At 67.9% G+C, this 23,824-nt stretch carries 26 protein-coding genes; 20 read left to right on the top strand and 6 right to left on the bottom strand.

What is annotated here, in order from left to right; all coding sequences use genetic code 11:
- Window positions 1-108: 108 nt before the first annotated feature.
- The gene (aqpZ, locus tag ACTJIL_RS02730) at window positions 109-846 is read left to right on the top strand and encodes an aquaporin Z (RefSeq protein ID WP_440754064.1); all 738 of its coding nucleotides are present in this window, start codon (window positions 109-111) and stop codon (window positions 844-846) included.
- A 535-nt stretch (window positions 847-1,381) separates the two neighbouring features.
- Here aqpZ and ACTJIL_RS02725 read toward each other — a convergent pair.
- Window positions 1,382-2,248 (bottom strand): pirin family protein, encoded by an 867-nt coding sequence (locus ACTJIL_RS02725; protein ID WP_440754063.1) that lies wholly within the window; start codon window positions 2,246-2,248, stop codon window positions 1,382-1,384.
- 101 nt (window positions 2,249-2,349) lie between these two features.
- Here ACTJIL_RS02725 and ACTJIL_RS02720 point away from each other — a divergent pair, with 101 nt between their 5' ends.
- On the top strand, window positions 2,350-3,039 hold the full coding sequence (locus ACTJIL_RS02720) for a hypothetical protein (RefSeq protein WP_440754062.1): 690 nt from the start codon (window positions 2,350-2,352) through the stop codon (window positions 3,037-3,039).
- A gap of 36 nt (window positions 3,040-3,075) precedes the next feature.
- Here the strand turns inward: ACTJIL_RS02720 and rlmKL are convergent, their stop codons facing one another.
- Both rlmKL and ACTJIL_RS02710 read right to left on the bottom strand, forming a co-directional pair.
- Entirely contained in the window at window positions 3,076-5,238 is a 2,163-nt protein-coding gene (gene rlmKL / locus ACTJIL_RS02715) for a bifunctional 23S rRNA (guanine(2069)-N(7))-methyltransferase RlmK/23S rRNA (guanine(2445)-N(2))-methyltransferase RlmL (protein ID WP_440754061.1), read from the bottom strand.
- Window positions 5,239-5,317: 79 nt separating this feature from the next.
- Window positions 5,318-5,848 (bottom strand): hypothetical protein, encoded by a 531-nt coding sequence (locus ACTJIL_RS02710; RefSeq protein WP_440754060.1) that lies wholly within the window; start codon window positions 5,846-5,848, stop codon window positions 5,318-5,320.
- A gap of 22 nt (window positions 5,849-5,870) precedes the next feature.
- On the opposite strand from ACTJIL_RS02710, the gene ACTJIL_RS02705 reads away from it, so the two are divergent.
- From ACTJIL_RS02705 to ACTJIL_RS02685, 5 genes are all read left to right on the top strand, one after another.
- Window positions 5,871-6,458: an N-acetylmuramoyl-L-alanine amidase gene (locus tag ACTJIL_RS02705; RefSeq protein ID WP_440754059.1), complete on the top strand. Its 588-nt coding sequence runs from the start codon at window positions 5,871-5,873 to the stop codon at window positions 6,456-6,458.
- A gap of 160 nt (window positions 6,459-6,618) precedes the next feature.
- Complete coding sequence (tesB, locus tag ACTJIL_RS02700; protein ID WP_440754058.1) at window positions 6,619-7,524, top strand: acyl-CoA thioesterase II; 906 nt, start codon at window positions 6,619-6,621, stop codon at window positions 7,522-7,524.
- Between the two features lie 7 nt (window positions 7,525-7,531).
- The gene (locus ACTJIL_RS02695) at window positions 7,532-8,368 is read left to right on the top strand and encodes a hypothetical protein (RefSeq protein ID WP_440754057.1); all 837 of its coding nucleotides are present in this window, start codon (window positions 7,532-7,534) and stop codon (window positions 8,366-8,368) included.
- Window positions 8,369-8,391: 23 nt separating this feature from the next.
- Entirely contained in the window at window positions 8,392-8,826 is a 435-nt protein-coding gene (locus ACTJIL_RS02690) for a hypothetical protein (protein ID WP_440754056.1), read from the top strand.
- Between the two features lie 421 nt (window positions 8,827-9,247).
- Complete coding sequence (locus ACTJIL_RS02685) at window positions 9,248-10,402, top strand: RNA polymerase sigma factor (RefSeq protein ID WP_440754055.1); 1,155 nt, start codon at window positions 9,248-9,250, stop codon at window positions 10,400-10,402.
- Between the two features lie 141 nt (window positions 10,403-10,543).
- Here ACTJIL_RS02685 and ACTJIL_RS02680 read toward each other — a convergent pair whose 3' ends face one another.
- Window positions 10,544-11,125 (bottom strand): EF-hand domain-containing protein, encoded by a 582-nt coding sequence (locus ACTJIL_RS02680; protein WP_440754054.1) that lies wholly within the window; start codon window positions 11,123-11,125, stop codon window positions 10,544-10,546.
- A gap of 139 nt (window positions 11,126-11,264) precedes the next feature.
- Between ACTJIL_RS02680 and ACTJIL_RS02675 the strand changes: the two genes are divergently transcribed.
- The 3 genes from ACTJIL_RS02675 to ACTJIL_RS02665 are packed head-to-tail and all read left to right on the top strand — an operon-like array spanning window position 11,265 to window position 13,819.
- The gene (locus ACTJIL_RS02675) at window positions 11,265-11,852 is read left to right on the top strand and encodes a phosphatase PAP2 family protein (protein ID WP_440754053.1); all 588 of its coding nucleotides are present in this window, start codon (window positions 11,265-11,267) and stop codon (window positions 11,850-11,852) included.
- Between the two features lie 3 nt (window positions 11,853-11,855).
- Complete coding sequence (locus ACTJIL_RS02670; RefSeq protein WP_440754052.1) at window positions 11,856-12,593, top strand: arginyltransferase; 738 nt, start codon at window positions 11,856-11,858, stop codon at window positions 12,591-12,593.
- Window positions 12,590-13,819: an endonuclease/exonuclease/phosphatase family protein gene (locus ACTJIL_RS02665; protein WP_440754051.1), complete on the top strand. Its 1,230-nt coding sequence runs from the start codon at window positions 12,590-12,592 to the stop codon at window positions 13,817-13,819. The genes ACTJIL_RS02670 and ACTJIL_RS02665 overlap by 4 nt, the downstream gene beginning before the upstream one ends.
- A gap of 156 nt (window positions 13,820-13,975) precedes the next feature.
- Here the strand turns inward: ACTJIL_RS02665 and ACTJIL_RS02660 are convergent, their stop codons facing one another.
- Complete coding sequence (locus ACTJIL_RS02660; protein ID WP_440754050.1) at window positions 13,976-14,374, bottom strand: hypothetical protein; 399 nt, start codon at window positions 14,372-14,374, stop codon at window positions 13,976-13,978.
- A gap of 133 nt (window positions 14,375-14,507) precedes the next feature.
- Between ACTJIL_RS02660 and ACTJIL_RS02655 the strand changes: the two genes are divergently transcribed.
- From ACTJIL_RS02655 to ACTJIL_RS02615, 9 genes are all read left to right on the top strand, one after another.
- Window positions 14,508-15,434, top strand: a complete 927-nt coding sequence (locus ACTJIL_RS02655) for a hypothetical protein (protein ID WP_440754049.1) — start codon at window positions 14,508-14,510, stop codon at window positions 15,432-15,434.
- A 331-nt stretch (window positions 15,435-15,765) separates the two neighbouring features.
- Window positions 15,766-16,647 (top strand): SPFH domain-containing protein, encoded by an 882-nt coding sequence (locus tag ACTJIL_RS02650; protein WP_440754048.1) that lies wholly within the window; start codon window positions 15,766-15,768, stop codon window positions 16,645-16,647.
- Between the two features lie 7 nt (window positions 16,648-16,654).
- Window positions 16,655-16,993 carry a hypothetical protein gene (locus ACTJIL_RS02645; RefSeq protein WP_440754047.1) on the top strand — a complete coding sequence of 113 codons (339 nt, stop codon included), beginning with the start codon at window positions 16,655-16,657 and terminating at the stop codon, window positions 16,991-16,993.
- Complete coding sequence (locus ACTJIL_RS02640; protein WP_440754046.1) at window positions 16,990-17,181, top strand: Arc family DNA binding domain-containing protein; 192 nt, start codon at window positions 16,990-16,992, stop codon at window positions 17,179-17,181. The genes ACTJIL_RS02645 and ACTJIL_RS02640 overlap by 4 nt, the downstream gene beginning before the upstream one ends.
- Window positions 17,178-17,357 carry a DUF4177 domain-containing protein gene (locus ACTJIL_RS02635; RefSeq protein WP_440754045.1) on the top strand — a complete coding sequence of 60 codons (180 nt, stop codon included), beginning with the start codon at window positions 17,178-17,180 and terminating at the stop codon, window positions 17,355-17,357. The genes ACTJIL_RS02640 and ACTJIL_RS02635 overlap by 4 nt, the downstream gene beginning before the upstream one ends.
- Before the next feature lies 1 nt (window position 17,358).
- On the top strand, window positions 17,359-18,693 hold the full coding sequence (locus ACTJIL_RS02630; protein WP_440754044.1) for an alpha/beta fold hydrolase: 1,335 nt from the start codon (window positions 17,359-17,361) through the stop codon (window positions 18,691-18,693).
- A gap of 10 nt (window positions 18,694-18,703) precedes the next feature.
- A complete protein-coding gene (locus ACTJIL_RS02625; protein ID WP_440754043.1) occupies window positions 18,704-19,507 on the top strand; it encodes a CPBP family intramembrane glutamic endopeptidase in 804 nt (267 codons plus the stop codon).
- A 31-nt stretch (window positions 19,508-19,538) separates the two neighbouring features.
- The gene (locus ACTJIL_RS02620) at window positions 19,539-20,126 is read left to right on the top strand and encodes a hypothetical protein (RefSeq protein ID WP_440754042.1); all 588 of its coding nucleotides are present in this window, start codon (window positions 19,539-19,541) and stop codon (window positions 20,124-20,126) included.
- 10 nt (window positions 20,127-20,136) lie between these two features.
- The gene (locus tag ACTJIL_RS02615) at window positions 20,137-20,937 is read left to right on the top strand and encodes a M15 family metallopeptidase (protein ID WP_440754041.1); all 801 of its coding nucleotides are present in this window, start codon (window positions 20,137-20,139) and stop codon (window positions 20,935-20,937) included.
- Between the two features lie 37 nt (window positions 20,938-20,974).
- Here the strand turns inward: ACTJIL_RS02615 and ACTJIL_RS02610 are convergent, their stop codons facing one another.
- Window positions 20,975-21,973, bottom strand: a complete 999-nt coding sequence (locus ACTJIL_RS02610) for an integron integrase (RefSeq protein WP_440754040.1) — start codon at window positions 21,971-21,973, stop codon at window positions 20,975-20,977.
- Window positions 21,974-22,519: 546 nt separating this feature from the next.
- Here ACTJIL_RS02610 and ACTJIL_RS02605 point away from each other — a divergent pair.
- A complete protein-coding gene (locus ACTJIL_RS02605) occupies window positions 22,520-23,422 on the top strand; it encodes a DUF2971 domain-containing protein (RefSeq protein WP_440754039.1) in 903 nt (300 codons plus the stop codon).
- Window positions 23,423-23,824: the final 402 nt, after the last annotated feature.

Here is a 23,824-nt window from a genome sequence, read left to right as displayed (position 1 = left end):
CGTGCGCGCATGCAGCGTGGGGCATTTCACGCCATGCGAACATTTCCGCCGCGCGATTGCAGCAGCATTCCCCGGCCCTCCTTCGGGCCATTCATGGGGACAACCAAGATGACGAGACGACTTGTCGCCGAGCTGCTCGGCACGTTCTGGCTGGTGTTGGGAGGGTGCGGATCCGCGGTCCTGGCCGCGCACGTGGTGGGGGCCGACGGCTACCAGTTCGGCATCGGCTACATGGGCGTGGCGCTGGCCTTCGGCCTGACCGTGCTGACCGGCGTTTATGCGTTCGGCCACATCTCCGGCGGCCACTTCAACCCGGCGGTCACCCTTGGCCTGTGGGCCGGTGATCGGTTCCCGGTCAAGGACGTGGTGCCCTACATCGTGGCGCAGGTGGTCGGCGCAGTTGCGGCCGGCTGGATCCTGTTCCAGATCGCCAGCGGCCAGGCCGGCTTCGCGATCGACCCGAACGCCGCCGGCGCATTCGCCAGCAACGGCTACGGCGCGCTGTCGCCGCAGGGCTATTCGGTGGCCGCGGCGTTCCTGTGCGAGGTGGTGATGACCGCGTTCTTCCTGATCGTGATCATGGGCGCCACCCACGGCCGCGCGCCGGCCGGTTTCGCCGGCATCGCGATTGGCCTTGCGCTGACATTGATCCACCTGATCAGCATCCCGGTCACCAACACGTCGGTAAATCCGGCGCGCTCGACCGGCGTGGCGGTGTTCGTCGGCTCCGGCGCGATTGGCCAGCTGTGGCTGTTCTGGCTGGCGCCGATCCTCGGCGGCCTGATCGGCGGGATTGCCTACCGGTGGCTCGGGCAGCACCGGCCGGACGTGGTCGGGGATGCGTGATTGGTGATGGGTTATTCGCGATTGACGAAAGGGGCCTTGCGGCCCCTTTCGTTTTTCTACAGGACACGAGTTTCAGCGCACCACTTGTATCGAATCCGGAAGCATCGCGGATTCGCCGTTGCCGTTGCTGTTACGCCGTTGCCCTTCCGGGGCCCCTCCGTAGCGGCGGAGACGGCGGGTAAAACCCGCAGGGCGCCGCACATGGATGTGCGGCGTTCTAGGACGGGGCAGGATGCCCCTTCCGAAAATTCCCGCCGGCGCCGCGAACCCGATGCGCAGCATCGGGCGCGCAGGCGGGGTGTGCTTTCTTTGCGCCAGGTTTCTTTGCACAAGCTAAAGAAAGGTGGCTTGCGCCGTCACGGCGCGAAACGCTTTTGATGTTGCAGGCACGGAAAACTTGAAAGAACCGCGAATTTTGCGCGCAGTGTAAAAGCAGCTCGCTGCGCTCGCCCCTCATCCGGCGCTTCGCGCCACCTTCTCCCGCGAGCGGGAGAAGGGCTTGGAGGGAGCGGCGGAGCAGCCGCAAACACAACAGTTAGAAGCGGCCTTCCTGGAAATCGACAAAGGCCTGCATCAGCTCCTCCCGCGTATTCATCACGAACGGCCCGTGCCGCGCGACCGGCTCACGCAGCGGCCGGCCGGCCACCAGGATCAGGCGCGCGCCGGCTTTGCCGGCCTGCAGCTTCAGCAGCTCGCCGCCGCCGAGCACGCCCATCTCGTGGGTGGCCAACGGCCGCGCGTCCTCGCCGTCGCCGAGCGCGACATCGCCCTCGAACACGTAGGCGAAGGCGTTGAGGCCTTCCGGCAGCGGGTACTGCCAGCCCGCGCCCGCCTCGAGCGCGATGTCGAGGTAAAGCGGATCAGTGGCCGGCTGCACGATCGGGCCGCGCACGCTGCCGCCGTGGCCGTCCTCGACTTCGCCGGCGATGGCCTTGACGGTGACACCGCTGGCGGGCTGCACCTCCGGGATCCGCGCCGCATCGAATTCCTGGTAACGAGGGTCGGTCATCTTGTCCTTCGCCGGCAGGTTCACCCACAGCTGGAAACCGCGCATGCGGCCTTCCTGCTGCTCGGGCATCTCCGAATGCACCAGGCCGCGGCCGGCGGTCATCCACTGCACGCTGCCGGGCACCAGCAGGCCCTCGTTGCCGTGGTTGTCCTTGTGGCGCATGCGGCCGTCGAGCATGTAGGTCACAGTCTCGAAGCCGCGGTGCGGATGGCTCGGGAAGCCCGCGATGTAGTCCTCGGCCTGCTCCGTGCCGAACTCATCGAGCAACAGGAACGGATCGAGGTCGGGCAGCGCCGGGCCGCCGATGACGCGGGTGAGCTTGACCCCGGCACCGTCGGAGGTGGCGCTGCCGCGCACCTGGCGGATGACGCGGGCGTGGGTGGTGGTCTGCATGGCAAGGCTCCGATGGGATGCGATGGGCCCAAGATCGGGGGCATGATGCGCCAGCACCAGCGACACCGCTGGAACGCATCGTGGTTCGTCACGGAAAGCGAATGCACAACGCGTCGGCCCAGTCTCGGAATGCCCATTCCAGCTCCATTTCGGGCGGGTTAAGCGCGCCGGGCGGACATTTGAGCAGCCGCGAAGGCGATGGGCGGCAGGACGACTATCCAGGGAGGTACTTCATGTCATTCCAGACGTTATCGACGTTCCCCGCGATGCTTGCGCTGGCCATCCTTGCCGGGCCCGCCGCGGCCGCAGGCCCGCCGACCAACCCAGCAGAAACAGCCACCCCGATACGGCCGCTCGGCGAATGCCTGAAGCGGGACCAGGTGCTCGACTGGGGCGTCATCGACCAGCGCCACCTGGTGGTCAAGGCCCTCGGCAAGCGCTATTACGACATCCAGCTGGCCCACGACTGCCCCGACCTGCTGAAGCGCCCCTATTTCTCGTTCCGCGAAGGATTCGAACGGCAGCCCGATCCCGCGCATCGCACCCGCACGGACATTGGCACCGACCCGGTCACCCACGATGGCCGCATTTGCGGTGACATGGGCGATGCCGTGGTCCCGCACAGCGCGATCCGCAGCAACATCGACATTCCGTGCCGCATCGGCAGCATCCGGCGTATCGATGAAGTCACCTACGAGCGCGTGTTCGAACAGGCAGACGGGCCGGACCACAACCGCCAGCCGGTGGATCACCGCGGTTCGCTGGTGGAAGCGCAAGCCGCGGTCGACTGATCGCGCGCGGCCGCTGTTACGCGCAAGCGGCCGGGGCTAGGACGCCATCAGGCGCCAGGCCTGATGGATCCGCGGATTGCGGGCGAAATCCTGCGGGATCGTCTGCGCGCTGATGTCCTCGCAGTCGGCGAACTCCGCCACCGCTTCGGCGTCGAGGCGGAAGCGGCGGAAGTTGTTGGAGAAATACAGGATGCCGCCCTGCGACAGCCGCGCCACCGCGGCGCGCAGCAGCCGCACGTGCTCGCGCTGTATGTCGAAGTCGTCGGCGCGCGCGGAGTTGGAGAAGGTCGGCGGGTCGCAGAAGATCAGGTCGTAGCGGCCCAGGTCGGCTTCCAGCCATGCCATCGCGTCGGCCTGCACCAGGCGGTGCGCGTCACCGCCGATGGCACGGCCGTCGAACGTGTTCTCCTGCAGGTTGTCCGACAGCCATTGCAGGTAGGTCGCCGACAGGTCGACGCTGGTGGTCGACGCCGCGCCGCCCACCGCCGCCTGCACCGTGGCCGCGCCGGTGTAGCAGAACAGGTTGAGGAAGCGGCGGCCGCGCGCCTCGCGGAAGATCCGCTGGCGCAGCGGGCGGTGATCGAGGAACAGGCCGGTGTCGAGATAATCGAACAGGTTCACGCGCAGCCGCGCCGCGCCCTCGCGCACGACGAAGCTGTCGCCGCGCGGGCCGAAGCCGGTGCCCGACGGCGCGTACTTGCTGCCGCCCTTGCCGCGGGCGCGGGTCTTGGTGGCGACACGCTCGCGCGGCACGCCGAACACTTCGCGCGCGGCGGCCAGCACCTCGCCGAAACGGCGGCGGACGTCGGCCTCGGGGATTTCCGCCGGCGCCGCGTACTCCTGCACGTGCAGCCAGGTGGTGTCGGGATCGTCGGCTTCGGGGTAGACGTCGATCGCGGCGGCGTACTCGGGCAGGTCGGCGTCATAGGCGCGGAAGCATTCCACCGATTCGCGCGCGCGCCAGGACTTGAGGTTGCGCAGGTTCTTGCGCAGGCGGTTGGCGAGCATCTGCGCGCCGTCTGACAGCGCGCGCGCCTGTGCCTCCTCGCGCAGCGCGGGGCGCAGCGGATCGCAGACGATCAGGCTGCATTCGAGCGCGCCGTTGAACAGCTGGTACTTCTTGACCGCGCGCAGGCCGGTGGCGTGGGCCAGCGTCGCATCGCCGCACAGCAGGCTCGCGCGCCAGCCGGGCACGGCCCGCTTGAGCGCGTCGCCGAGGGTGCGGTACAGGGTGGGGTCCGCGGCCAGGCGTGCATCGTAGGGCGGGTTGCACACGACCAGCCCGCGCGGCACCGACTGCACCGGCAGCGCGGCCATGTCGCGCACGTCGAAACGGATCGCGTCGCGCAGGCCGGCGGCGGTGGCGTTCTCGCGCGCGGTGCGGATCGCGTGCGGGTCGCTGTCGCTGCCGTCGAACACGTCGCGCAGCGCGCCACGTCCGGCACGCTCGCGCTCGTGCGCCTGCGCATACATCCGCGCCCAGGCCTTCTCGTCGAAGCCGAGCCAGCGCGAAGGCAGCACGTCGCCATGCCGCATCAGGCCCGGCGCCACGTCCGCTGCCATCAGTGCGCCCTCGATCATCAGCGTGCCGCTGCCGCACATCGGGTCCAGCAGCGCGCCGCCGTCGGCGTAGACCTGCGGCCAGCCGCCGCGCAGCAACACGGCCGCGGCAAGGTTCTCCTTCAGCGGCGCCTCGCCCTGCGCGCGGCGCCAGCCGCGGCGGTGCATCGGACCGCCGCCGAGATCGACCGAGAGGATCGCCCTGCCCTTGCGCACCACCAGGTTCAAACGCAGGTCCGGCGCCTCGACATCCACCGACGGCCGCGAACCGGTCGCCTCGCGCAGGGTATCGACCACCGCGTCCTTGACCCGCAGCGCGGCGTAACGTGCGTGGGTGATCGCGTCGCCGGACACGTGCGCGTCCACCGCCAGGGTCATGCCCTCGTCGATGTGCTCGCGCCACGGCAGCACGGCCACGTTGCGGTACAGCGCGTGCTCGTCCTCGCAGGGAAACTCGGCCAGCGGCCACAACACCCGGCTCGCCAGCCGCGACCACAGCACCACGCGCTGCGCGTCTTCCAGCGAGCCCTCGACATTGGCCCCCGCCATCGTCGCAGTGGCGCGCGCGCAGCCGAGCGCGACCAGCTCATCGGCAAGCAGGTATTCGAGGCCCTTGGCGCAGGAAGCGAAGAATTTCATGGCGTTTTTGGTGTTCCCTGCATGTCCGGTGTTCCAGCGGCTGCCATCATTCCCGGCGCCCCCGGATCGTCATTCCCCATCACAAGCCCGCCAGCAGTGTCGCGAACGCCTCGGCGGACGCCGCCACATGCCCCGAGAGCCGGTGCGAATCGTCCACCAGCAGCAGGCGCGCGCGGCGCGCCCGGGCCCAGTCGACGACCTGCGATGCGGGGATCAGTTCGTCGTCCCAACCGTGGACGATCGATGTCGGCACCGCCGCCGCCTCAAGCGCCGGCGCCGGGTCCATCGCCACCGGCGGCGCCATCAGGAACAGCGCCGCCACCGGAACTTCCAGCGACGCCCGCGCCGAGATCCAGGCGCCGAGGCTGGAACCGGCCAGCACCACCGGCCCGCGCGTCGCAGCCGCGCGGGCAAGCGACAACAGGCGCTGCAGCCGCACTGGCACGTCGCCCAGTTCGCTGACGTCGTGCTTCGCATCGAGGTCGGTGTAGTCGGGACGCTCGTGGCTCCAGCCGAGGCGCTCGGCCGCAGCGGCCAACGCGGTGACCTTGGTCGCGTCCGGGCCGCTCTCGAAACCATGGGAAAGGATGCAGTGGCCGCGTGGACTCATGCGTGGATGCTAGCATCGCCGGATGCCGCCCGAGCCCGTTCCGCACGCGCTGAAGCTGTCTCCGCTGGCCTACGAAAGCCGGCTCGACGCGCGCCCGCTGTCGCAGGTGGACCTGGTGGTCATCCACTGCACCGAACTGCCGGACCTGGCCACCGCGCGCGAATACGGAGAGCGTGTGCTGTATGCCGAGCGTGCCGACGGAAGCGGGGGCACTGGCAACAGCGGCCACTATTACATCGACCGCGACGGCAGGTGCCTCCGTTTCGTCGCACCCGACCGCATCGCCCACCACGTCCGCGGCTACAACCCGCGCTCGATCGGCATCGAGCTGGTCAACACCGGCCGCTGGCCGCACTGGCTGGATTCGCGCCACCAGGCGATGGACGAGGCGTATCCCGACGCGCAGGTCGATGCGCTCATCGCGCTCTTGAACGCATTGCAGGCGGAATTGCCATCGCTGCGCCACATCGCCGGCCACGAGGACCTGGACACGGCGATGGTGCCGGCCAGCGACGACCCGGCGATCCTGGTGCCGCGCAAGCGCGACCCGGGGCCGCGGTTTCCGTGGCAGCGGGTGCTGGAATCCGTGCGACTGCAGCGGCTGTCGTAGCGCGTCATGGCGCCAAGCGTTCGTGCAGGACCGCCTTCATCCGCGAACTCCTGCTTGCGATGGCCTTGCGAAGAGCTCGCGGCTGAAGCCGCTCCTACAGAAGCCGCTCCTGCAAAAGCCACGCCCGTATAATCGCCGCGGACTCCCGCACCGGCTTCCCATGTCCCCTCCCCTGCAACCCGTGGTCTCCGAGCTGATCGAGCTGCTGTCGCTGGAGCGGCTCGAGGACAACTTGTTCCGCGGCCAGAGCCGCGACATCGGCACCAAGTACGTGTTCGGCGGGCAGGTGCTGGGGCAGGCGCTGTCGGCCGCGCAGGCGACGCTGACCCAGCCGCGCAACGCGCACTCGCTGCACGCCTACTTCCTGCGCGCCGGCGACATCGAGCATCCGATCATCTACGACGTCGACCGCACCCGCGACGGCGGCACGTTCTCGGTGCGCCGGGTGACCGCGATCCAGCACGGCCAGGTGATCTTCTTCTGCGCGGCGTCGTTCCAGGAGCACGAGGACAGCGGCGAGCACCAGCTGTCGATGCCGGAGGTGCCCAAGCCCGAGGACATCGACCCCGCGCCGGCGATCCCGCCGGACGTGCTGGCGACCCTGCCGACCAAGGTGCAGCGCTGGCTCGACCGCATGGGCCCGTTCGAATTCCGCCACGTCTATCCGCGCGACGAGCTCAACCCACCCAAGCGGCCGCCGTTCCAGCAGGTCTGGTTCCGCCTGGCCGAGAAGGTCGGCGATGCACCGGAACTGCATCGCGCCCTGCTCGCCTATGCGTCGGACTTCCACCTGCTCGGCACCGCGACCTTCCCGCACGGCATCAGCTACTACCAGCCGAACGTGCAGATGGCCTCGCTCGATCACGCGCTGTGGTTCCACCGCCCGTTCCGCGCCGACGACTGGCTGCTGTATTCGATCGACAGCCCCAGCGCGCAGGGCTCGCGCGGGCTGGCGCGCGGCCTGATCTATGATCGCGAAGGCAAGCTGGTCGCGAGCACCGCGCAGGAAGGGCTGATCCGCGTCAACGCGGGCGAATCGTCCTCGCACGTGCCGGCATCGAAGTGAGCAGGCGATGAGGCAGGTCTTCACCAGCGCGCGGCTCGAGAACGTCGAACAGGTGGCGAAGCTGCTCGAGGACGCCGGGATCGAGGTGCGCATCACCCACGGCCGCTCGTACAAGGGCGGCATCCGCGGCAACTTCACCTATCGCGACGAGGGCGGGCCGAAGCCGGCGGTGTGGATCGTCAAGTCCGAGGACCAGCCGAAGGCGCGCACGATGCTGCGCGAGGCCGGGCTGATGGACTCCTCGCGCAATGCAGCGGACAGCCCCCTGGCGATGAGTTTCCGCGGCACCAATCCCGACCCGGGGCGCCGCAGCGACCCGCAGCGGCGCGCGTTCCGCATCAAGCTCGGCTTGCTGGTGGTGATCGCGGCGATCGTCTCGCTGGCGTTCATGGCCCTGCGGTCACCGCCAACGACCACGCAGCCCGACGCAACACAGGGACCGGCGCCGGCGCCTGTCGTGACGGTCGCACCGGTTCCGGACGACCTGGTCGGCCCCGGCAATACCGCTACGCCCGATTCGCTGGCGGTCGCGCTGCTGCGCAGCGAACTGCCGCGCAGCGCGGACGCGGTGGCGTGCCTCGCGATCGACGGCCGCGACCCGTCTCCGGCACTGCTGGCCGCACTGCCGGCCACGCCTGGCCGCGTGCTGCCAGTGTCGCAATGCCCGGCGACGGTCGAAGGCGCATCTGCGGCGCAGCTGATCGCGGTCGGCAAATACGAGGCCAATGCGGGCGGCACCGGCACCATCTACCTGCAGCGACGCCGCGTCGGCGGAAAGGGCGTGCCGCAGTGGTACGACGTGCGCCCCGAAGGCGATGGTTGGCGGATCGTGCAGCCGTTGTAGGCGCCGGCTCGAGGGCTATCCAATTGTCTAGCATTCCGCAGGCAAAGCGTCTCATTGCCCTCTTGCGCCAGCATGGCGTTGATCACCAATCAGCTCCTGGCCTGGCTGCCTGGTCCGCCTTCAAGGACTTCGGCCGGGAGATGTTTGGTTCAGAAGGAATCGGACTTCTATTCCAGGTCGGCACTTACGACTTCACAGGGAGGCCCCTCTTCTACTTTGATCCGGTGTGCCAGTTCGAGATCACCGATTCGGATGGAGAGCATGACCATTTCGAGCAACTTCATTGCGAGCTCACCTGCGTCCCTGACGATACGGTCAATGGCGTAGAAGCCTCACTCTGGTCCTTTGACTACCCAACAGCAGATGCATTCTTTACAGCCGTGGAGGCCTTGCCTCCTTTCCAGGCAGCGGTCCGGCGACTGGATTACCATCTTTCCGTTGACCATGAGGCCGTCTAGTACGCCCTTCAACAATTCATTCAAGCCAAAGCCGCTTCGCGGCTCGGCTTAATTCAGACGTTCGACCTGCCGGCGACCCTGCTGGTCCGGCCGCCGGGCCGAACCGCTGGCTTGTCCTGGCTCGAGCCAGTTCCTCCGCATCTCCCAAGGCCGTCCTTCCTGCGAAAGCGGAGGCATCTGGCAACAGCGAAAACCTGCCAAACCAGGGTCTTTCGCGGCCCGGGGCGCTCGACGGGCAAGTCACCCGATGATCAGACATTCGTCTGCTGAAACCCCGCCTTCGTGGGAATGACGGTTTGAAGGACTCCCGCGCTCCTTTTCCAGGCCGTGGCGCCGGGATTACGATGTCCCGCATGGCGACACCCAGTCACATCCGGCCCGCTACCACGTCCTGAGAGGCTGACTGCCCGCGGAAACCGCCATGAACGCCGAAGCCATCGACCTGCTGATCCGCCACGAACTGCCCGCCGCCGCGCGCGGTGACCGCGACGCGTACGGCCGTATCGTCGAGGCCTGCCAGAACGTGGTCACCGCGGTTGCGTTGGCCATCACCCGCGACGTGCCGGCCAGCGAGGACATCGCCCAGGACGCCTTCCTCGCCGCGTGGCAGAACCTCAAGCGCCTGCAGAATCCGTCGAGCTTCCTGCCCTGGCTGCGCCAGATCACGCGCAACCTCGCCCGCGACCACCTGCGCGCCAACCGCCATCGCCCGCTCGACGGCGAAGGCGCGGAGATCGCGATCTCGCTCGCCGCCGACCCGTCACCGACGCCGGTCCAGCAACTAGTCGAGGACGAGCGCGAACAGGCGGCCGCCGAACTGATCGCCGCGCTGCCCGAAGACAGCCGCGAAGCGCTGCTGCTGTACTACCGCGAGGGCCAGAGTTCACAGCAGGTGGCGGCCCTGCTCGGCCTCTCGGACGCCGCCGTGCGCAAGCGCCTGTCGCGCGCTCGCCAGAGCCTGCGCGACGACCTGCTGCACCGCTTCGGCGAGTTCGCGCGAAGCAGCGCGCCGACGGCGGCGTTCACCACCATCATCTCCACCGCGCTGGTGACCGCCAGTCCGCCGGCCGCGGCCAAGGGCATCCTTGCCATCGCGGCGGCGGGCGGCGCCAAGACCGCCAGCAAGCTCATGCTCGGTGCGGCCGGCAGCATCGGCATCGCCGTCGCCGCCGCGATGGCGGGAATCTGGCTCGGCCTGCGCAGCCAGCTCAAGGGCGCGATCGACGAACGCGAACGGTCCGAACTGGTGCGCAGCGCGGTGGTCAACGCGCTGGCGTCGATCGGCTTCGTGATCCTGCTGGTACTGGTGGCGTCCAGGGCGCGCGGGCCGCTGCTGACGCTCGGGACGGTCGCGCTCACGCTCGGGTTCATGGCCGTGATCTTCTACCAGACGCTGGTGGTCCAGCCGCGCGCACTGCGGCGGCGACACGCGCTGGAAGCCGCCCGCGACCCGGTGGCGGCGGCCAGGCGGCGGCGACGCGAGCGCATCACCTGCTGGGTCGGCGGCATCGTCGGCACCGTGTGCGGGCTGGGCGGAATGATTGCCGGGCTGATGGCGGCGGCAGGGCAGATCTAGGCCGCCGCTTCTGCAGGAGCGGCTTCAGCCGCGAGCTTCTTGCTTCGGGCCGCCGAAAAGCTCGCGGCTGAAGCCGCTCCTACAAGAGCGTAAAAGGCCCGCGCATCCCTGCGCGGGCCGCTTGCTCAGGCATTGCTGCCCTTACTTCGTCGATACGGCGCCCTGTTGCTTGCCTGCGTGCATCCGCGATCCATCGCGCATCCCCATGCCGCAGACTTCGTGCATGTTCGAGAACTCGACCCGGCTGAGCTTGCCGTCCTTGTTGAGGTCTGCCTTGTCGAAACATTCGCCGCGGCGCTGTTCCATGCGTGCCTTGAAATCGGCGCGGTCGGCGTAGCCGTCCTTGTTGAAGTCCATCTTCGCGAATCGCTCCGCGAACTTCGGGTCGGCCGCGGCTTCGGCCTTGCTGATGCGGCCGTCCTTGTCGGTGTCCAGCTTCATCATCGCGCCGTGCCCGCGATGGCCGCGGTGGCCCCAGCGGCGATGCTGCGGCAGTTCATCGGCGGCGAGCCTGCCGTCCTTGTTCTTGTCGATCTGGTCGAAACGTTCGGCCAGGCGCGGCGAAACCGCCGCTTCGGCGCGGTCGATCGCACCGTCGTTGTTGGTGTCCAATTGCATGTGCCGGGCTGGCTTGTCGGCCTTGACCGCGGGCTGCTGCGCAGCGGCGGTACCGGCCGAGGCCAGGACCAGGGCCACGGTGGCGAACAGGATCTTGTGGTTCATCGATGTCTCCATTCCGGCAGCGACGGTGCCGCCATCGCAACCATCAACGCCCGGCCGCCCACGGGGATGACAAACCGGCGGGCGCATTCAGCACGCGGACAGTCGCAGCGCCTGCGAGGACGGGCGCTATGCTTGCCGGATGTTGAACGGCCTCGCCCGCGCCCTGTCGATCCTCGGCCATCCGCTGCTGTCGCTGCCGGTGGCGGCCCTGCTGCTGGCGGCGCACCGCGGCGCCGGCCCGGCGCGCCTGTCCGCGCTGGTGCTGGGGCTGGGTGCGATCGCCACCGGGGTGATGGCGTACTCGCGCTGGCAGGTGCGGCGCAACCGCTGGCGGCACGTTGACGCCAGCGGTCGCGAGGAACGGCGCACGCTCAACTGCTTCCTGCTGCTCCTGTTCGCCGCTGCCGCCGTGGCCATCTGGGCGTGGTCGCCGCAGCGCGAGTTCGCGCTGGGGCTGGCGCTGTCGGCGCTGCTGGTCGCGGCGGCGATGCTGTCGGCGCGCTGGTGCAAGCTGTCGCTGCACGTCGCCTTCGCGATGTACGCCGCGGTGCTGCTGGTGCAGCTGTCATGGCTGGCCTGCGCGGCGGGCGTCGCATTCGCGGCGGCGGTGGCCTGGTCGCGGCTGGCGCTGGCCCGGCATGCGCCGCGCGATCTTGTTGCCGGCGCGATCGCCGGCCTGCTCGCTGGCCTCGCGTTCTGGCGGCTGCTGCCGGTCGCGGCGGGCTGAGGCGTGGGCAGCACGCCGCAACGCGACGATGACGGCCTGCGGGTATTCGACACCGGCGCGCATCCCTGCGGCTACTTCCCCGAGCGCACCGCGCGCGACCTGGTGCTCGATCCGCGCGACCCGCGGTTGCCGCAGTTCTATCCGCAGGCGCTGGAGTGGGGATTCCGCCGCTCCGGCGACCTCGTCTACCGCCCGCACTGCGGCCATTGCCGCGCCTGCGTCGCGGTACGCATCCCGGTGGCGGACTTCTTTCCCGACCGCAGCCAGCGCCGCTGCCTGCGCCGCAACGCCGACGTCACGATGCGCGTGGTGGCGCCGCAGCGCACCGACGAACAGCTCGAGCTCTACCAGCGCTACCTGAAGGCGCGCCACCTCGGCGGCGGCATGGACGACCACGGCGCCAGCGAGTTCGAGCAGTTCCTGGTCGGCGCCTGGTCGGAGGGGCGGTTCCTCGAGTTCCGGGTCGACGGCCGCCTGCTGGCGGTGGCGGTCACCGACCGCACCGGGCGCGCGCTCTCGGCCGTCTACACGTTCTTCGATCCGGCCGAATCCGTGCGCGGGCTGGGCACGTTCGCCGTGCTGCGGCAGGTGGAATGGGCACGCAGCGAGGGCCTCGATCACCTGTACCTGGGTTACTGGATCGAAGGCCACCGCAAGATGGATTACAAGCAACGCTTCCGGCCGCTGGAAGCATTCACCGGCCGCGGCTGGCGGCGACTGGAGCGCGGAGACGATGCATGAAGGCGATCATTCCACTGTGCCTGCTGTTGCTGGCCTGCGCGGGCTGCGTGCGCACGCACGTGTACGGTGACCCGGAGGCCTACGCGGCGCAGCCGGCGAACGCCGGCGACGCGCTGCGCGTGGCAACGTACAACACCTCGCTGTACGACGATGCCGCCAATGGCCTGGTCCGGCGGCTCGAATCCGGCGACGACCGCGCGCGCCGGATCGCCGCGGTGCTGCAGCGCGTGCGGCCCGACATCGTGCTGCTCAACGAATTCGACCATGACGATGCGCATCGCGCCGCCGACCTGTTCCAGCGCGATTACCTCGAACAGGCCCAGCCCGGCGGCGGCAAGCCGCTGCGCTACCCGTACCGCTATCTCGCACCGGTGAACACCGGCGTGCCCAGCGGCCTCGACCTCGACCGCAGCGGCAGCGTTGGCGGCGCCGGCCGCGATCGCGGCAACGATGCTTGGGGCTATGGCCTGCACCCCGGCCAGTACGGGATGCTGGTGCTATCGCGGTACCCGATCGACACCGCCGCGGTGCGCACGTTCCAGCTGTTGAAGTGGAGCGCGATGCCGGATGCCGCGCGTCCGGTCGATCCCGGTACCGGCGCGTCGTACTACCCGGACGCGATCTGGGCGCAACTGCGGCTGTCGTCGAAGTCGCACTGGGACGTACCGGTCCACGCGCCGGGCGGCACGCTACACCTGCTGGCCTCGCACCCCACGCCGCCGGTGTTCGACGGCCCCGAGGACCGCAATGGCGCGCGCAACGCCGACGAAATCCGGCTGTGGCGCGAATACATCTCGCCCGGCGACAAGCCGTGGCTGTGCGACGACCAGGGTCGCTGCGGCGGGCTGGATGCCGCTGCGCGCTTCGTCATCGCCGGCGACCTCAACAACGACCCGGCCGACGGCGACGGCCGCCACGATGCGATCGTCGAACTGCTCGAGCATCCGCGCGTGCTGCGCCAGGCGACGCCGCGCAGCGAGGGCGCGGTCGAAGCCGCCATGAAGTACACCGCGGCGGGCATCGCGCATCGCGGTGCCGCCGCGCACGCAACCGGGGACTTCGGCGACCGCGTCGGCACGCTGCGGCTGGACTACGTGCTGCCGTCGACCGGCCTGCGCCTGGTCGACAGCGGCGTGTACTGGCCGGCGTCGGCCGATCCGGCGAGCGCGCCGGTCGCCGCCAGCGACCACCGCCTGGTATGGGTGGACCTGGCGATCGGCCCCTGATCACAACGTCCAGGCAATTCGTTGCCTTCAGGAATCAGCTCTTGTAGGAGCGGCTTCAGCCGCGAGCTTTTCGACAGGGCTCCGGTCACCCGGCAAAGGGCTCGCGGCTTCCGCCGCGCCTGCAGGAGCCGCACCTGCAGCGGGCCTGCGCTGCGATCAGGACTTGGGTACTTCCAGTTCTGCGGGGGCCGCGGGCGAAGCCGGCGCCGGAACCGGAGCTGGAGTTGCCGGCACCGCCACTTGCGCCGCGTCCTTGGCCACCACCGGCTCGGGCGTGGCCGCCACCTTTGGGCCGAAGCCGAAGCTCTCGTCGCTGTGGGTCGACACCACCATCCGCACCATGCTCACCGGCACCATCAGTTCCAGCGCAACGTCGCGGTTTTCCATGTCGCGCCCGTGCAGCGTCATCTCCACCAGCGCGCCGCCGGTATCGATCGCGTTGCACAGCACATGCGCACCCGCCGGGCTGTCCTGCAGGTAGGGCTTGACCGCATCGCCCAGCACCTCCAGTGCCTGCGGGAAGAAGAAGACGGCGTAACCGTTGGATTCATTCATGGCGCGGGGATTCCTCGTGTCGTGGACTGCGTGGGGCTGGCAGCGCCCGGGAGCCGTGGATTGCATTCTAGCGGGCACGCTCGCATGCGCTGCGACGCTTCGCGCCGGTGCGGGGCCGTGCGATGCTGGTGCCATGAGCGTCCGCCGCCCCAGCCACCGCCTGTGCACGCTGCTGCTCGCGTCGTCGCTGCTGCTTGCCTGCACCGCGCAACCGCCGCCGTTCGCGCAGTTGTCGGGCATGCTGCTCGACGCGCGGCTCGACGAGATCAGCGGGCTGGCCGCATCGCGCGTGCACGAGGACGTGCTGTGGATGCACGACGACGGCGGCAACGACGCACGGCTGTTCGCGGTCGGCATCCGCGGCGGGCTGCAGGCAACGTTCCCGGTTGCGGGCGTGGCCAACACCGACTGGGAAGACATCGCCGCGTTCGAGCTCGACGGCCGCCACTACCTGCTGGTTGCCGACACCGGAGACAACGGCGGCTTGCGCCGCAGCCTGCAGCTGCACGTGATCGAGGAACCGGCATCGCTCGACGAGGTGGCGCAGCGCGCGCCGCTGGAGCCGGCCTGGTCCATCGCCTTCCGCTGGCCCGACGGTGCACGCGACTGCGAGGCGGTGGCGGTCGACGCACAGCGCGGCGAGATCCTGCTGATCTCGAAGAAGCGCACCCCGCCGGAGCTGTTCGCGCTGCCGCTGCGGCCACGCGGCGATGGCTTGCAAGTCGCTCGCAAGCTGGGCGAACTGGCCGGCGTACCGGTGCCGGACGCCGAGGCGTTGCGCGCCAACAAGCGCATGGCCCGCATCCGCCACCAGGTCACCGCCGCCGACATCGCCCCCGACCGCGGCCGCCTGGCGGTGATGACCTACAACGAGGTGCTGCTGTACCAGCGCCGTGGGGACGAATCCTGGGCCCAGGCCGTGGCGCGCAAGCCGGCCGTCCACGACCTGCCCTGGCTGCCGCAGGCCGAAGCGCTGGGCTGGGATGCCAATGGTCGCGGCCTCTACGCCACCGGGGAGTTCGCGCCGGCGCCGCTGCTGTACCTCAACCCGGGTTCGTAGACCTCGGCCATGCCCCGGCAGCTTCTGCTGCCGTGGGAGCGGCCATGGCTGCGTTGGGTCTTCCTGCGAACCACCGCGGTCATGGCCGCTCCCTCGGCTGACCGCAAGATTCCGGCGGGAGCCGCCCGGACACGAGTCTTGAAGAACTCGCGGCTGAAGCCGCTCCCATACAAGAACCCTTTGCCCATGCCCCGTCGAGGAAGGCGGACTGCGATGACCTGGGCGTCGGGGGCGTAGCCCCGACCTACGGCGTTGCCGTCGGGCATCTATTGCAAAATAGATATCAATTTGATATCAATCTATCGTCCACTGGGGACAACGAGAGACCACCATGAAAGAGAACCCGATCCGCTCCCTCCCCGGCATCCCGTTCCTGCTCGGCGTGCTGGTGCTGGCGATCCTCGCCGCCTGCCTGTTTGCCGTCAGTGTCGGTTCCGCCTCGGACAACGTCCTGGCCGCGGGCCTGCTCATGCTGGCCGCCTTGCTGATTGGAGCGATCGCCTTCCTCAGCCTGCTCGGCCTGTACAAGGTCGAGCCCAACCAGGCCGCGGTACTGAGCCTGTTCGGCAAGTACATCGGCACGGTCAAGGACAACGGCCTGCGCTGGAACAATCCCTTCTATGGCGCGCGCAAGATCAGCCAGCGCGTGCGCAACTTCGAGAGCGGCAAGCTCAAGGTCAACGAGCTCGACGGCAGCCCGATCGAGATCGCCGCGGTGATCGTCTGGCAGGTCGTGGATTCGGCCGAGGCGGTCTACAACGTCGACGACTACGAGAGCTTCGTCCACATCCAGTCCGAGTCCGCGCTGCGCACGATGGCCACCAGCTATCCCTACGACCAGCACGAGGAAGGCCAGGTCGCGCTGCGCAGCCACGCCGCCGAAATCAGCCAGCACCTGCGCGACGAGCTGGCCGAGCGCCTGGCCGACGCCGGCGTGAAGGTGCTCGATGCGCGCATCAGCCACCTCGCCTACGCGCCGGAAATCGCCCAGGCGATGCTGCAGCGCCAGCAGGCCAACGCGATCATCGCCGCGCGCACGCGGATCGTCGCCGGCGCCGTCGGCATGGTCGAGATGGCGCTCGACGAACTGCAGAAGAACGGCGTGGTCGAGCTCGACGAGGAGCGCAAGGCCAACATGGTCAGCAACCTGCTGGTGGTGCTGTGCAGCGACCGCGCGACCCAGCCGGTCCTCAATGCCGGCTCGCTGTACTGAGGTCGCCGTGGGCACTGCCAACCTTCCCGCCATCGTGTTCGCGCTGTCGAGCCTGCCGGCGTTCGCGATCGCGCGGATGCTGCGCCGCAACCCGGCACGGCGCAAGGACAATGCGCCCGCTGCGGATTCCCCCGGCAAGGCCGTGCTCGACCGCCGGCTCGCACGGTTGATGGACATGGTCGGCATGGTCGGCCTCGCCGCGGCCGCCGGCCTGTGGTGGGCGGGCGATGATCGTGGCCGCGCAACGCTGGTGGTGGTGGCGATGGTGGTGCTGGTCAACGCGATGATCGTGGCGGTGCTGCTGTCGATCTTTGCCGCGCGACGCAAGGCACGGAACCGCCCGTGAGTGCCAAGAAGGCCTATCCGCTGCGCATCAACGCCGACGTGCTGGCCGCTGCCCAGCGCTGGGCCGACGACGAGCTGCGCAGCCTCAACGCGCAGATCGAATACGTGCTGCGCGAATCATTGCGCAAGGCCGGCCGCCTGCCGAAGAAGGCTGACCTCGCGACAGGAAACAAGGAGAACGACACATGAGCATGCGCTGGCAATACAAGGTCGTCGAATTGCCGTACCAGATGTTCGGCGGCAAGCTCGCCGAGCGCGCCCAGTCGGAGCTCGACAAGCTCGGCGCGCAGGGCTGGGAACTGGTCTCGGCCGTGCAGGCTCACTACGCCGACACCCTGCGGATGTTCCTCAAGAAGGAGAACTGAGATGCGACACCTGCAAAGGATATTGTTGATGCTGTTGCTCTGCCTGCCGGCAACGATGCCGGCAATAGCCGCCGTGGACGACGCCGATGCGATGGCGATCGCCACCCGCCTGCTCGACCACATGGAGGCCGGCGAGTACGAAGCCGCGACCGCCGACTTCTCGCCGCAGATGAAAGCCGCCCTGGACGTCGGCAAGCTCGCCGCGGTGCAGGAACAGGTCGCCGCCGCCGGCGCGGAAAAAAGCCGCGATGCACCGAAAGTGTCGGAACAGCCCGGCATGACGGTGGTCGTGATCCGCATCCATCGCGAGCAGGCCAGTATCGACGCCACCATCGCCGTCGATGGCGAAGGCAAGGTGGCTGGCCTGCGCTACGCGCCCGCCGCGGCGCCGGCTGCAGAGGCGCCGGCGGTGGACCCGGAAGCCGGCTACGAAGAACGCGACTTCGCCGTGGGCAGCGGCGAACGCGCCCTGCCCGGCACGCTGGCGATGCCGAACGGTGCAGGTGCCGGCGTGCCCGCCGTCGTCCTGGTGCACGGCTCCGGCCCGCAGGACCGCGATGAGACCGTCGGCCCCAACCGCCCTTTCCTCGACATCGCCCGCGGCCTGGCCGCGCAAGGCATCGCGGTGCTGCGCTACGACAAGCGCAGCAAGGCGCGGCCGCAGGACTACGCCGATGGCAAGGTCACCATCGACAGCGAAACCACCGACGATGCGGTCGCCGCGGTCGCAGCGCTGCGCAAGGCGCCCGGCATCGATCCGGCGCGCGTGTTCGTCCTCGGCCACAGCCAGGGCGCGATGATGGCGCCGCGGATTGCCGCGCAATCCGGGCACGTCGCGGGGCTGGTCCTGCTTGCGGCGCCGGCGCGTCCGCTGCTCGACATCCTCATCGAACAGAACATCCGCCTGGCCGTGCTCGACGATGCGAAGACCAGCGACGCCGAAGCCGCTGCGATCGCCAAACTCAAGGGCCAGGTGGCCGCGGTTCGCGCCGGTGGCGACGTGGCCGACGCGGACTCGCCGATGCAGCAGCCCGTTGCCTACTGGCGCAGCATCGAAGCCGTGGACCCGGTGTCCGAAGCCAAGGCCGTCGCGCTGCCGATGCTGGTGCTGCAGGGCGCGCAGGACATCCAGGTGGTGGACGCCGACTGGCAGCGCTGGAAGGGCGGCTTCCACGACGACCCGAAGGTGGAGTTCAAGCTGTATCCGACGCTCAACCACTTCGGCATCGCGGTCGAGGGCGAACAGGGGCTGGCGCAGTACCAGCAGCCCGGCCATGTCGACCCGGCGCTGATCGCCGATGTTGCCAAGTGGATCCAGGCGCATGGCGCGGAATGAGGACCACGCCGTGATCGCACCCATTGCACGACACGCAGCGCCATGGAAACCCGACGTCAAGATCGCCGCGATCTGGGGCGTGCTCGCAGGCGCATGCACGATCGCGGTGCTGCCTTACCTGCGGCAACTGACGCCGCAGGCCTTCGAAAACATTCCCGTGTCGTTCCCGGTGCTGGCTGCCGCGCAGGCGCTTCAGGCGCTGGTGTTGATCGGCATACTTACGCTCCTCGGGCTGCGCATGGGCCATCGCGTGGGCCTCGGAAGCCCACTGCTGCGCGCGCTGGTGCAGCGCGAGCGATTCGACTGGAAACAACATCGGCCGCTGCATTCGATCCTGCTTGGCGCGGTGGTCGCTTTGGTCATCGTCGCCGCCAGCGCCGTGCTCGACCCGTTTCTGCCCAAACCGTTGCATCCGCCGACCATTCCCGGTGCCGGCACCTCGGCGCTCCACGGATTGCTGGCCTCGTTCTACGGCGGCATCGTCGAGGAGCTGCAGCTGCGCCTGTTCGTGATGACGCTGGTGGTCTGGCTGTGCGCGGCCGCGGGCCGCAGACCCTTGCGCGAAGCGATGTTCTGGTCGGCGATCGTCATCGCCGCACTGCTGTTCGGCGCCGGCCACCTGCCCGCTGCGAACCAGGTATGGGGCCTGTCGACGATCGTCGTGGTCCGCACGGTGGCGCTCAACGCCATCGGTGGCCTGGTGTTCGGCTGGCTGTACTGGAAGCGCGGCATCGAGATGGCCATGCTGGGCCACTTCAGCGCCGACATCGTGCTGCACGTACTCGCGCCGCTGCTGGCGCAGGCGCCGCAATGAACGCGGCATCATTCCGACCGTGAGGCCGCCCATGGAATCCCAGCCCGCCTGGCAACTGCAACCAGCCTCCTCCACCGCGCGCCTGTGGCTGTTCCTGCTGGCCGTCGCGCTGCCGGTCGCGATCACACTCGGTGCGCTCGCATTCGCCGGCAACGGCCCCGGGCCGAAGCTGCTGATCGGCAACAGTCCGTGGCTGACCAATACCGTGGTCGTCGTCGGCATCCTCGTCCTTTGCCTGGCCGTCCACTGGTTCATCGGCCGCGCCCTGCGCCGACACCACATCACGCTCGACGGCGGCGGACTCGGCATCGCCACCACCTTCTACGCGCGCAAGCTCGGCTGGGACGAACTGCAGTTGCGGCAGGCACGCGTGATCGACCTCGATGAACACACCGAGCTCAAGCCCCTGCTCAAGACCAACGGGACGCGCCTGCCGGGGTTCAGCAGCGGCTGGTTCCGTCTGCGCAATCGCCACAAGGCGCTGGTGGCGATGGCCAGCGGCCCGCGCGTGCTGTACCTGCCCACCACCCAGGGCTATGACCTGCTGCTGCAGCCGCGCCAACCGCAGGCCTTGCTGCAACGCCTGCAGGAACTGGCACCGGCAAGCGCGCGCCGCTAATCTGTTTCGCATGCGCGGGCAGCCCCAAGTCTTGGTCAACACGCCGGAGATCGAACTCTGGCCCGGCGGCCTGTTGCGCGCACATGGCAATCGTGATGCCCGCGCAATCGCGCGCGCGCGCCACGTGCTTCGGCGCAAGCGCGACGGCCGGTATCTCGCCGCCGACCTGCCCGAAGGCCTGCTTCCGCTGGTCCCGCACGTCATGCGCGAGCCCGGCATCAAGGACGCCCTCGGCGCACTCGACCTGCAACCCGCACGCGCGCGACCCGGCATCGACGTCGTCCCCACCCTGCCCCTGCACCGGCTCGAGGCGCGCCTCGAACAGCTGGGCATCGATTCGGATGCCTATGCCAGACGCACTGGCCTGACGCTGGTCGCCGAGCCGGCATGGCTGTCTTTCGCCGGCTTCGACCGCTTCCGCCGCCCGCTGTGGCTGCACGTCGACGCCGCGCGCGCCTGGAGCAACCTGCGCGACGCCGCGCTGCGCGACGGCATCGTGCTCGAATCCATCTCCGGCTACCGCAGCCACGACTACCAGCTCGGCATCTTCGAACGCAAGCGCGCGCGCGGGCAGGACGTGGAGCAGATCCTGACCGTCAACGCCGCACCGGGCTATTCCGAACACCACGCGGGCCTCGCGCTCGACATCGGCGCCCCGGGCGAGCCGCCGGCCGAGGAGTCATTCGAAGGCACGGCTGCGTTCGAGTGGCTCGAGCGCCATGCCGGCGAGCATGGCTTCGCGATGAGCTATCCGCGCGACAATCCGCACGGCATCGTCTACGAACCCTGGCACTGGCGCTTCAGCCGCTGACGGCACGCACTCCATCGCATGGATCAGCGGTCATGGATCAGCGGTCGAGCGGGCTGAGCACCGCACCCGCGCCGCGGCCGAGCACGTGGGTATAGATCTGCGTCGTCGCCACGTCCTTGTGGCCCAGCAGTTCCTGCACCGTGCGGATGTCGTGGCCAGCTTCCAGCAGGTGCGTGGCGAACGAATGCCGCAGCGTATGGCAGGTGGCGGGCTTGTCGATCATGGCGAGCTTGCGCGCGGCCCGCACCGCCCGCTGCAGCACGCTGTCGTCGACGTGATGCCGGCGCATCTTCCCCGAACGCGGATCGACCGAGCGCTGCGGCGAAGGGAACACATACTGCCAACCCGTCTCCCGCGCGGCATTCGGATACTTGCGTGCGAGCGCATGCGGCAACCAGACCTCGCCCAGGCTATCGACCAGGTCGGACGCGTGCAAGAGGCAGGCGCGCTCGATCGCCGCCTGCAAGGATTCACGCAACCGCATCGGCAGCGGCACGCGCCGGTCCTTGCCGCCCTTCCCGTCCCGCACCACGATCTCGCCGCGACCGAAGTCGACATCCTTCACCCGCAAGCGGATGCATTCCATCAGGCGCATCCCGGTGCCATACAACAGTGCCGCCATCAGCCAGAGCTGTCCGTCCAGCGCGGACAGCAGCCGCGTGACTTCTTCGCGCGACAGCACCACCGGAATCCTCCGCGGGCGCTTGGCGCGCACCACGTTCTCCATCCACGGCAGTTCCAGCTTCAGCACTTCGCGGTAGAGGAACAGCAATGCCGACAACGCCTGATTCTGGGTTCCCGCCGCGACGTTGCCCTTCGTCGCCAACAACGTCAGGAACGCCTCCACCTCGCGCTCCCCCATGTCGCGCGGATGCCGCTTGCCGTTGGCCAGGATGAAACGCCGGATCCATCCCACATACGCCTGCTCCGTGCGCATGCTGTAATGCTTCACCCGCAACCGCTGCCGAACCTGATCCAGCAACATCGGCGGACCGACTTTCCCCGTTACACCCTCTGGATTGCTCCTGTAATTCATACGGCCCTTCCATGGACTGATAACAACGGCAGACTGCGCCTCACGACGTCATACGTCTATCATCCAAAGCACTGATTTCGCGTAGGATTTCCCCGATTGGCAACGATGGAATCCAGGGGCATACTCGGTGCAACGCCTCGATCTAAGGGCCGAACAGGTGTTAGGCCTCATGAGCGACACCTTCGACCGTCCAATGTTGTTGCTCTCACTCCAGCGAGCACTTCTCGGTGAGGTGCACGTTGAGTTGCGCCAAGCCTCAATCGAGGCTGATACAGCCTCAAAGACCCTTCGGCTCCGCTTCGAGTACGACGGGCCTCCTTCGGAACGGGCATGGGAGAGTTGCTCTTGCTCCGCTGCCGAGGTCATCGCTGACTTACCGGCACAGTGGCAGCTGGACGAGCAGCACCTTACTGTTCCCGTGCCTGCACCTTTGGAGCCATTGGCCCATGTTGCATATCGTCGGGCCGAGTCTCAGCATGAGGCCTAACAATTCATTCAAGCCGACGCCGCTTCGCGGCGCGGCTTAATTCAGGCGTTATGCCCCAATTGGACACTGTGTCGCATCCTGAGCTCTTCTATAAATACACCGCTGCCAGCACAGCATTGATTGTGCTGGAGACTTCGCGTTTGAGATGGTCCAGCCCCTTCAAGTTCGATGATCCGGCAGAGTTCAAACGCATGCCGCGATTCGAGCCAAGCATCTCCGACGTAGCAAAGACCTTTCCCGAGATCATGGTCAAAGCAGCCTTGGGAGAGTTTCCAATCCGAGATTACGAGCTGACACCAAGCTCTCGCTTGCTGTTAGACATGACACGACTACTCATCTCCACCGGAATGAGCCCGAGCGCGCTAATTACGGAGCTAGGGGAGATTCCAGAGGCATCCGACTCAAGAATTGAGTCTGCCCTAAGAGAGTTCTTCAACGACCGCTTCATTTCAACGGCTCGCGTTCTTTGCGTGGCTCCAATCTTTGACAACGATGCGCTCTGGGCGAGTTACGCAGACAACTTTAAGGGATGCGTTCTGGGGTTTCGGCACATCCCTGGTCTGGACACTCCTCTACTTGCGGCAAAGCCAGTGAAGTACTCTGAGCACGCACCGGTCGTCGGATCCGGAGTCGATTTTTTGCTTTACGCAGGCACCAGGGCGCTCAAAGAGGCCACGATCGACGCCATTTGCTTTACTAAAAAGCACCACTGGTCATATCAGCAGGAATGGCGCACGGTCATGTGGCGCGAATTCGATGGCGATAAGCAGTACGGTGATTACAAGTTCTACCCAGAAGAGCTTGAGTCAGTAACTGTCGGCAGCGCGGCCACACAAGAAACCCTGCAGTCTGTCGCAAAGCTAATCGAGTCCCGCTATCGTAAGTGCAGTCTATACAAGCTCACCCAAGTTGGCAGCGAGCTGAAAAGAGTACAAGTCATGCTCAACGGCATTGTGGCATAACAATTCATTCAAGCCGACGCCGCTTCGCGGCGCGGCTTAATTCAGGCGTTAGGCCGCTCGGGACACATCAAAGGCTGTGCGGTTTTGGTGCGCCTGACAGTGCACGGCGCAAGCCTGTCACTCCAGACAAGATCGCAGTCGGTCTGGCCTGGATAGTCCCTGGCGCAAGCCGCTGGCTCACGGACGGGCTTGCCATTGCTCCCTCCAGATCGCTTCCGGTGCAAGCGCGTCCTTCGGCAAGATCTGTCGTAAAGTTCGCCGCGGTGGGGCGTCGTCTCTTCGGCCGGCGGCCTAACAGTTCAATCAAGCCGAACCCGCTTCGCGGGTCGGCTTATTTCAAGGTGTTAGGTGCCTTTGATGAGACTCCTAGTTCTTGCAGCCATAGCATTCGGATTCTGCGGC

Origin of the sequence: Luteimonas sp. 22616 (genome assembly GCF_052044325.1) — a bacterium.
Classification (GTDB): domain Bacteria; phylum Pseudomonadota; class Gammaproteobacteria; order Xanthomonadales; family Xanthomonadaceae; genus Luteimonas.
Note: the sequence above shows the minus strand (reverse complement) of the source record. Positions and strands in the feature narration are given on the sequence as shown.

Bases quoted from the DNA above. Each gene is read 5' to 3' on its own strand.
- ACTJIL_RS02725 (WP_440754063.1), bottom strand. From the start codon at position 2,248: ATGCAGACCACCACCCACGCCCGCGTCATCCGCCAGGTGCGCGGCAGC.
- ACTJIL_RS02615 (WP_440754041.1), top strand. From the start codon at position 20,137: ATGCGCGGGCAGCCCCAAGTCTTGGTCAACACGCCGGAGATCGAACTC.
- aqpZ (WP_440754064.1), top strand. From the start codon at position 109: ATGACGAGACGACTTGTCGCCGAGCTGCTCGGCACGTTCTGGCTGGTG.
- ACTJIL_RS02720 (WP_440754062.1), top strand. From the start codon at position 2,350: ATGCACAACGCGTCGGCCCAGTCTCGGAATGCCCATTCCAGCTCCATT.
- ACTJIL_RS02710 (WP_440754060.1), bottom strand. From the start codon at position 5,848: ATGAGTCCACGCGGCCACTGCATCCTTTCCCATGGTTTCGAGAGCGGC.
- ACTJIL_RS02630 (WP_440754044.1), top strand. From the start codon at position 17,359: ATGCGACACCTGCAAAGGATATTGTTGATGCTGTTGCTCTGCCTGCCG.
- ACTJIL_RS02610 (WP_440754040.1), bottom strand. From the start codon at position 21,973: ATGAATTACAGGAGCAATCCAGAGGGTGTAACGGGGAAAGTCGGTCCG.
- ACTJIL_RS02635 (WP_440754045.1), top strand. From the start codon at position 17,178: ATGAGCATGCGCTGGCAATACAAGGTCGTCGAATTGCCGTACCAGATG.
- rlmKL (WP_440754061.1), bottom strand. From the start codon at position 5,238: ATGAAATTCTTCGCTTCCTGCGCCAAGGGCCTCGAATACCTGCTTGCC.
- ACTJIL_RS02665 (WP_440754051.1), top strand. From the start codon at position 12,590: ATGAAGGCGATCATTCCACTGTGCCTGCTGTTGCTGGCCTGCGCGGGC.
- ACTJIL_RS02705 (WP_440754059.1), top strand. From the start codon at position 5,871: ATGCCGCCCGAGCCCGTTCCGCACGCGCTGAAGCTGTCTCCGCTGGCC.
- ACTJIL_RS02695 (WP_440754057.1), top strand. From the start codon at position 7,532: ATGAGGCAGGTCTTCACCAGCGCGCGGCTCGAGAACGTCGAACAGGTG.
- ACTJIL_RS02675 (WP_440754053.1), top strand. From the start codon at position 11,265: ATGTTGAACGGCCTCGCCCGCGCCCTGTCGATCCTCGGCCATCCGCTG.
- tesB (WP_440754058.1), top strand. From the start codon at position 6,619: ATGTCCCCTCCCCTGCAACCCGTGGTCTCCGAGCTGATCGAGCTGCTG.
- ACTJIL_RS02650 (WP_440754048.1), top strand. From the start codon at position 15,766: ATGAAAGAGAACCCGATCCGCTCCCTCCCCGGCATCCCGTTCCTGCTC.
- ACTJIL_RS02620 (WP_440754042.1), top strand. From the start codon at position 19,539: ATGGAATCCCAGCCCGCCTGGCAACTGCAACCAGCCTCCTCCACCGCG.
- ACTJIL_RS02660 (WP_440754050.1), bottom strand. From the start codon at position 14,374: ATGAATGAATCCAACGGTTACGCCGTCTTCTTCTTCCCGCAGGCACTG.
- ACTJIL_RS02655 (WP_440754049.1), top strand. From the start codon at position 14,508: ATGAGCGTCCGCCGCCCCAGCCACCGCCTGTGCACGCTGCTGCTCGCG.
- ACTJIL_RS02685 (WP_440754055.1), top strand. From the start codon at position 9,248: ATGAACGCCGAAGCCATCGACCTGCTGATCCGCCACGAACTGCCCGCC.
- ACTJIL_RS02680 (WP_440754054.1), bottom strand. From the start codon at position 11,125: ATGAACCACAAGATCCTGTTCGCCACCGTGGCCCTGGTCCTGGCCTCG.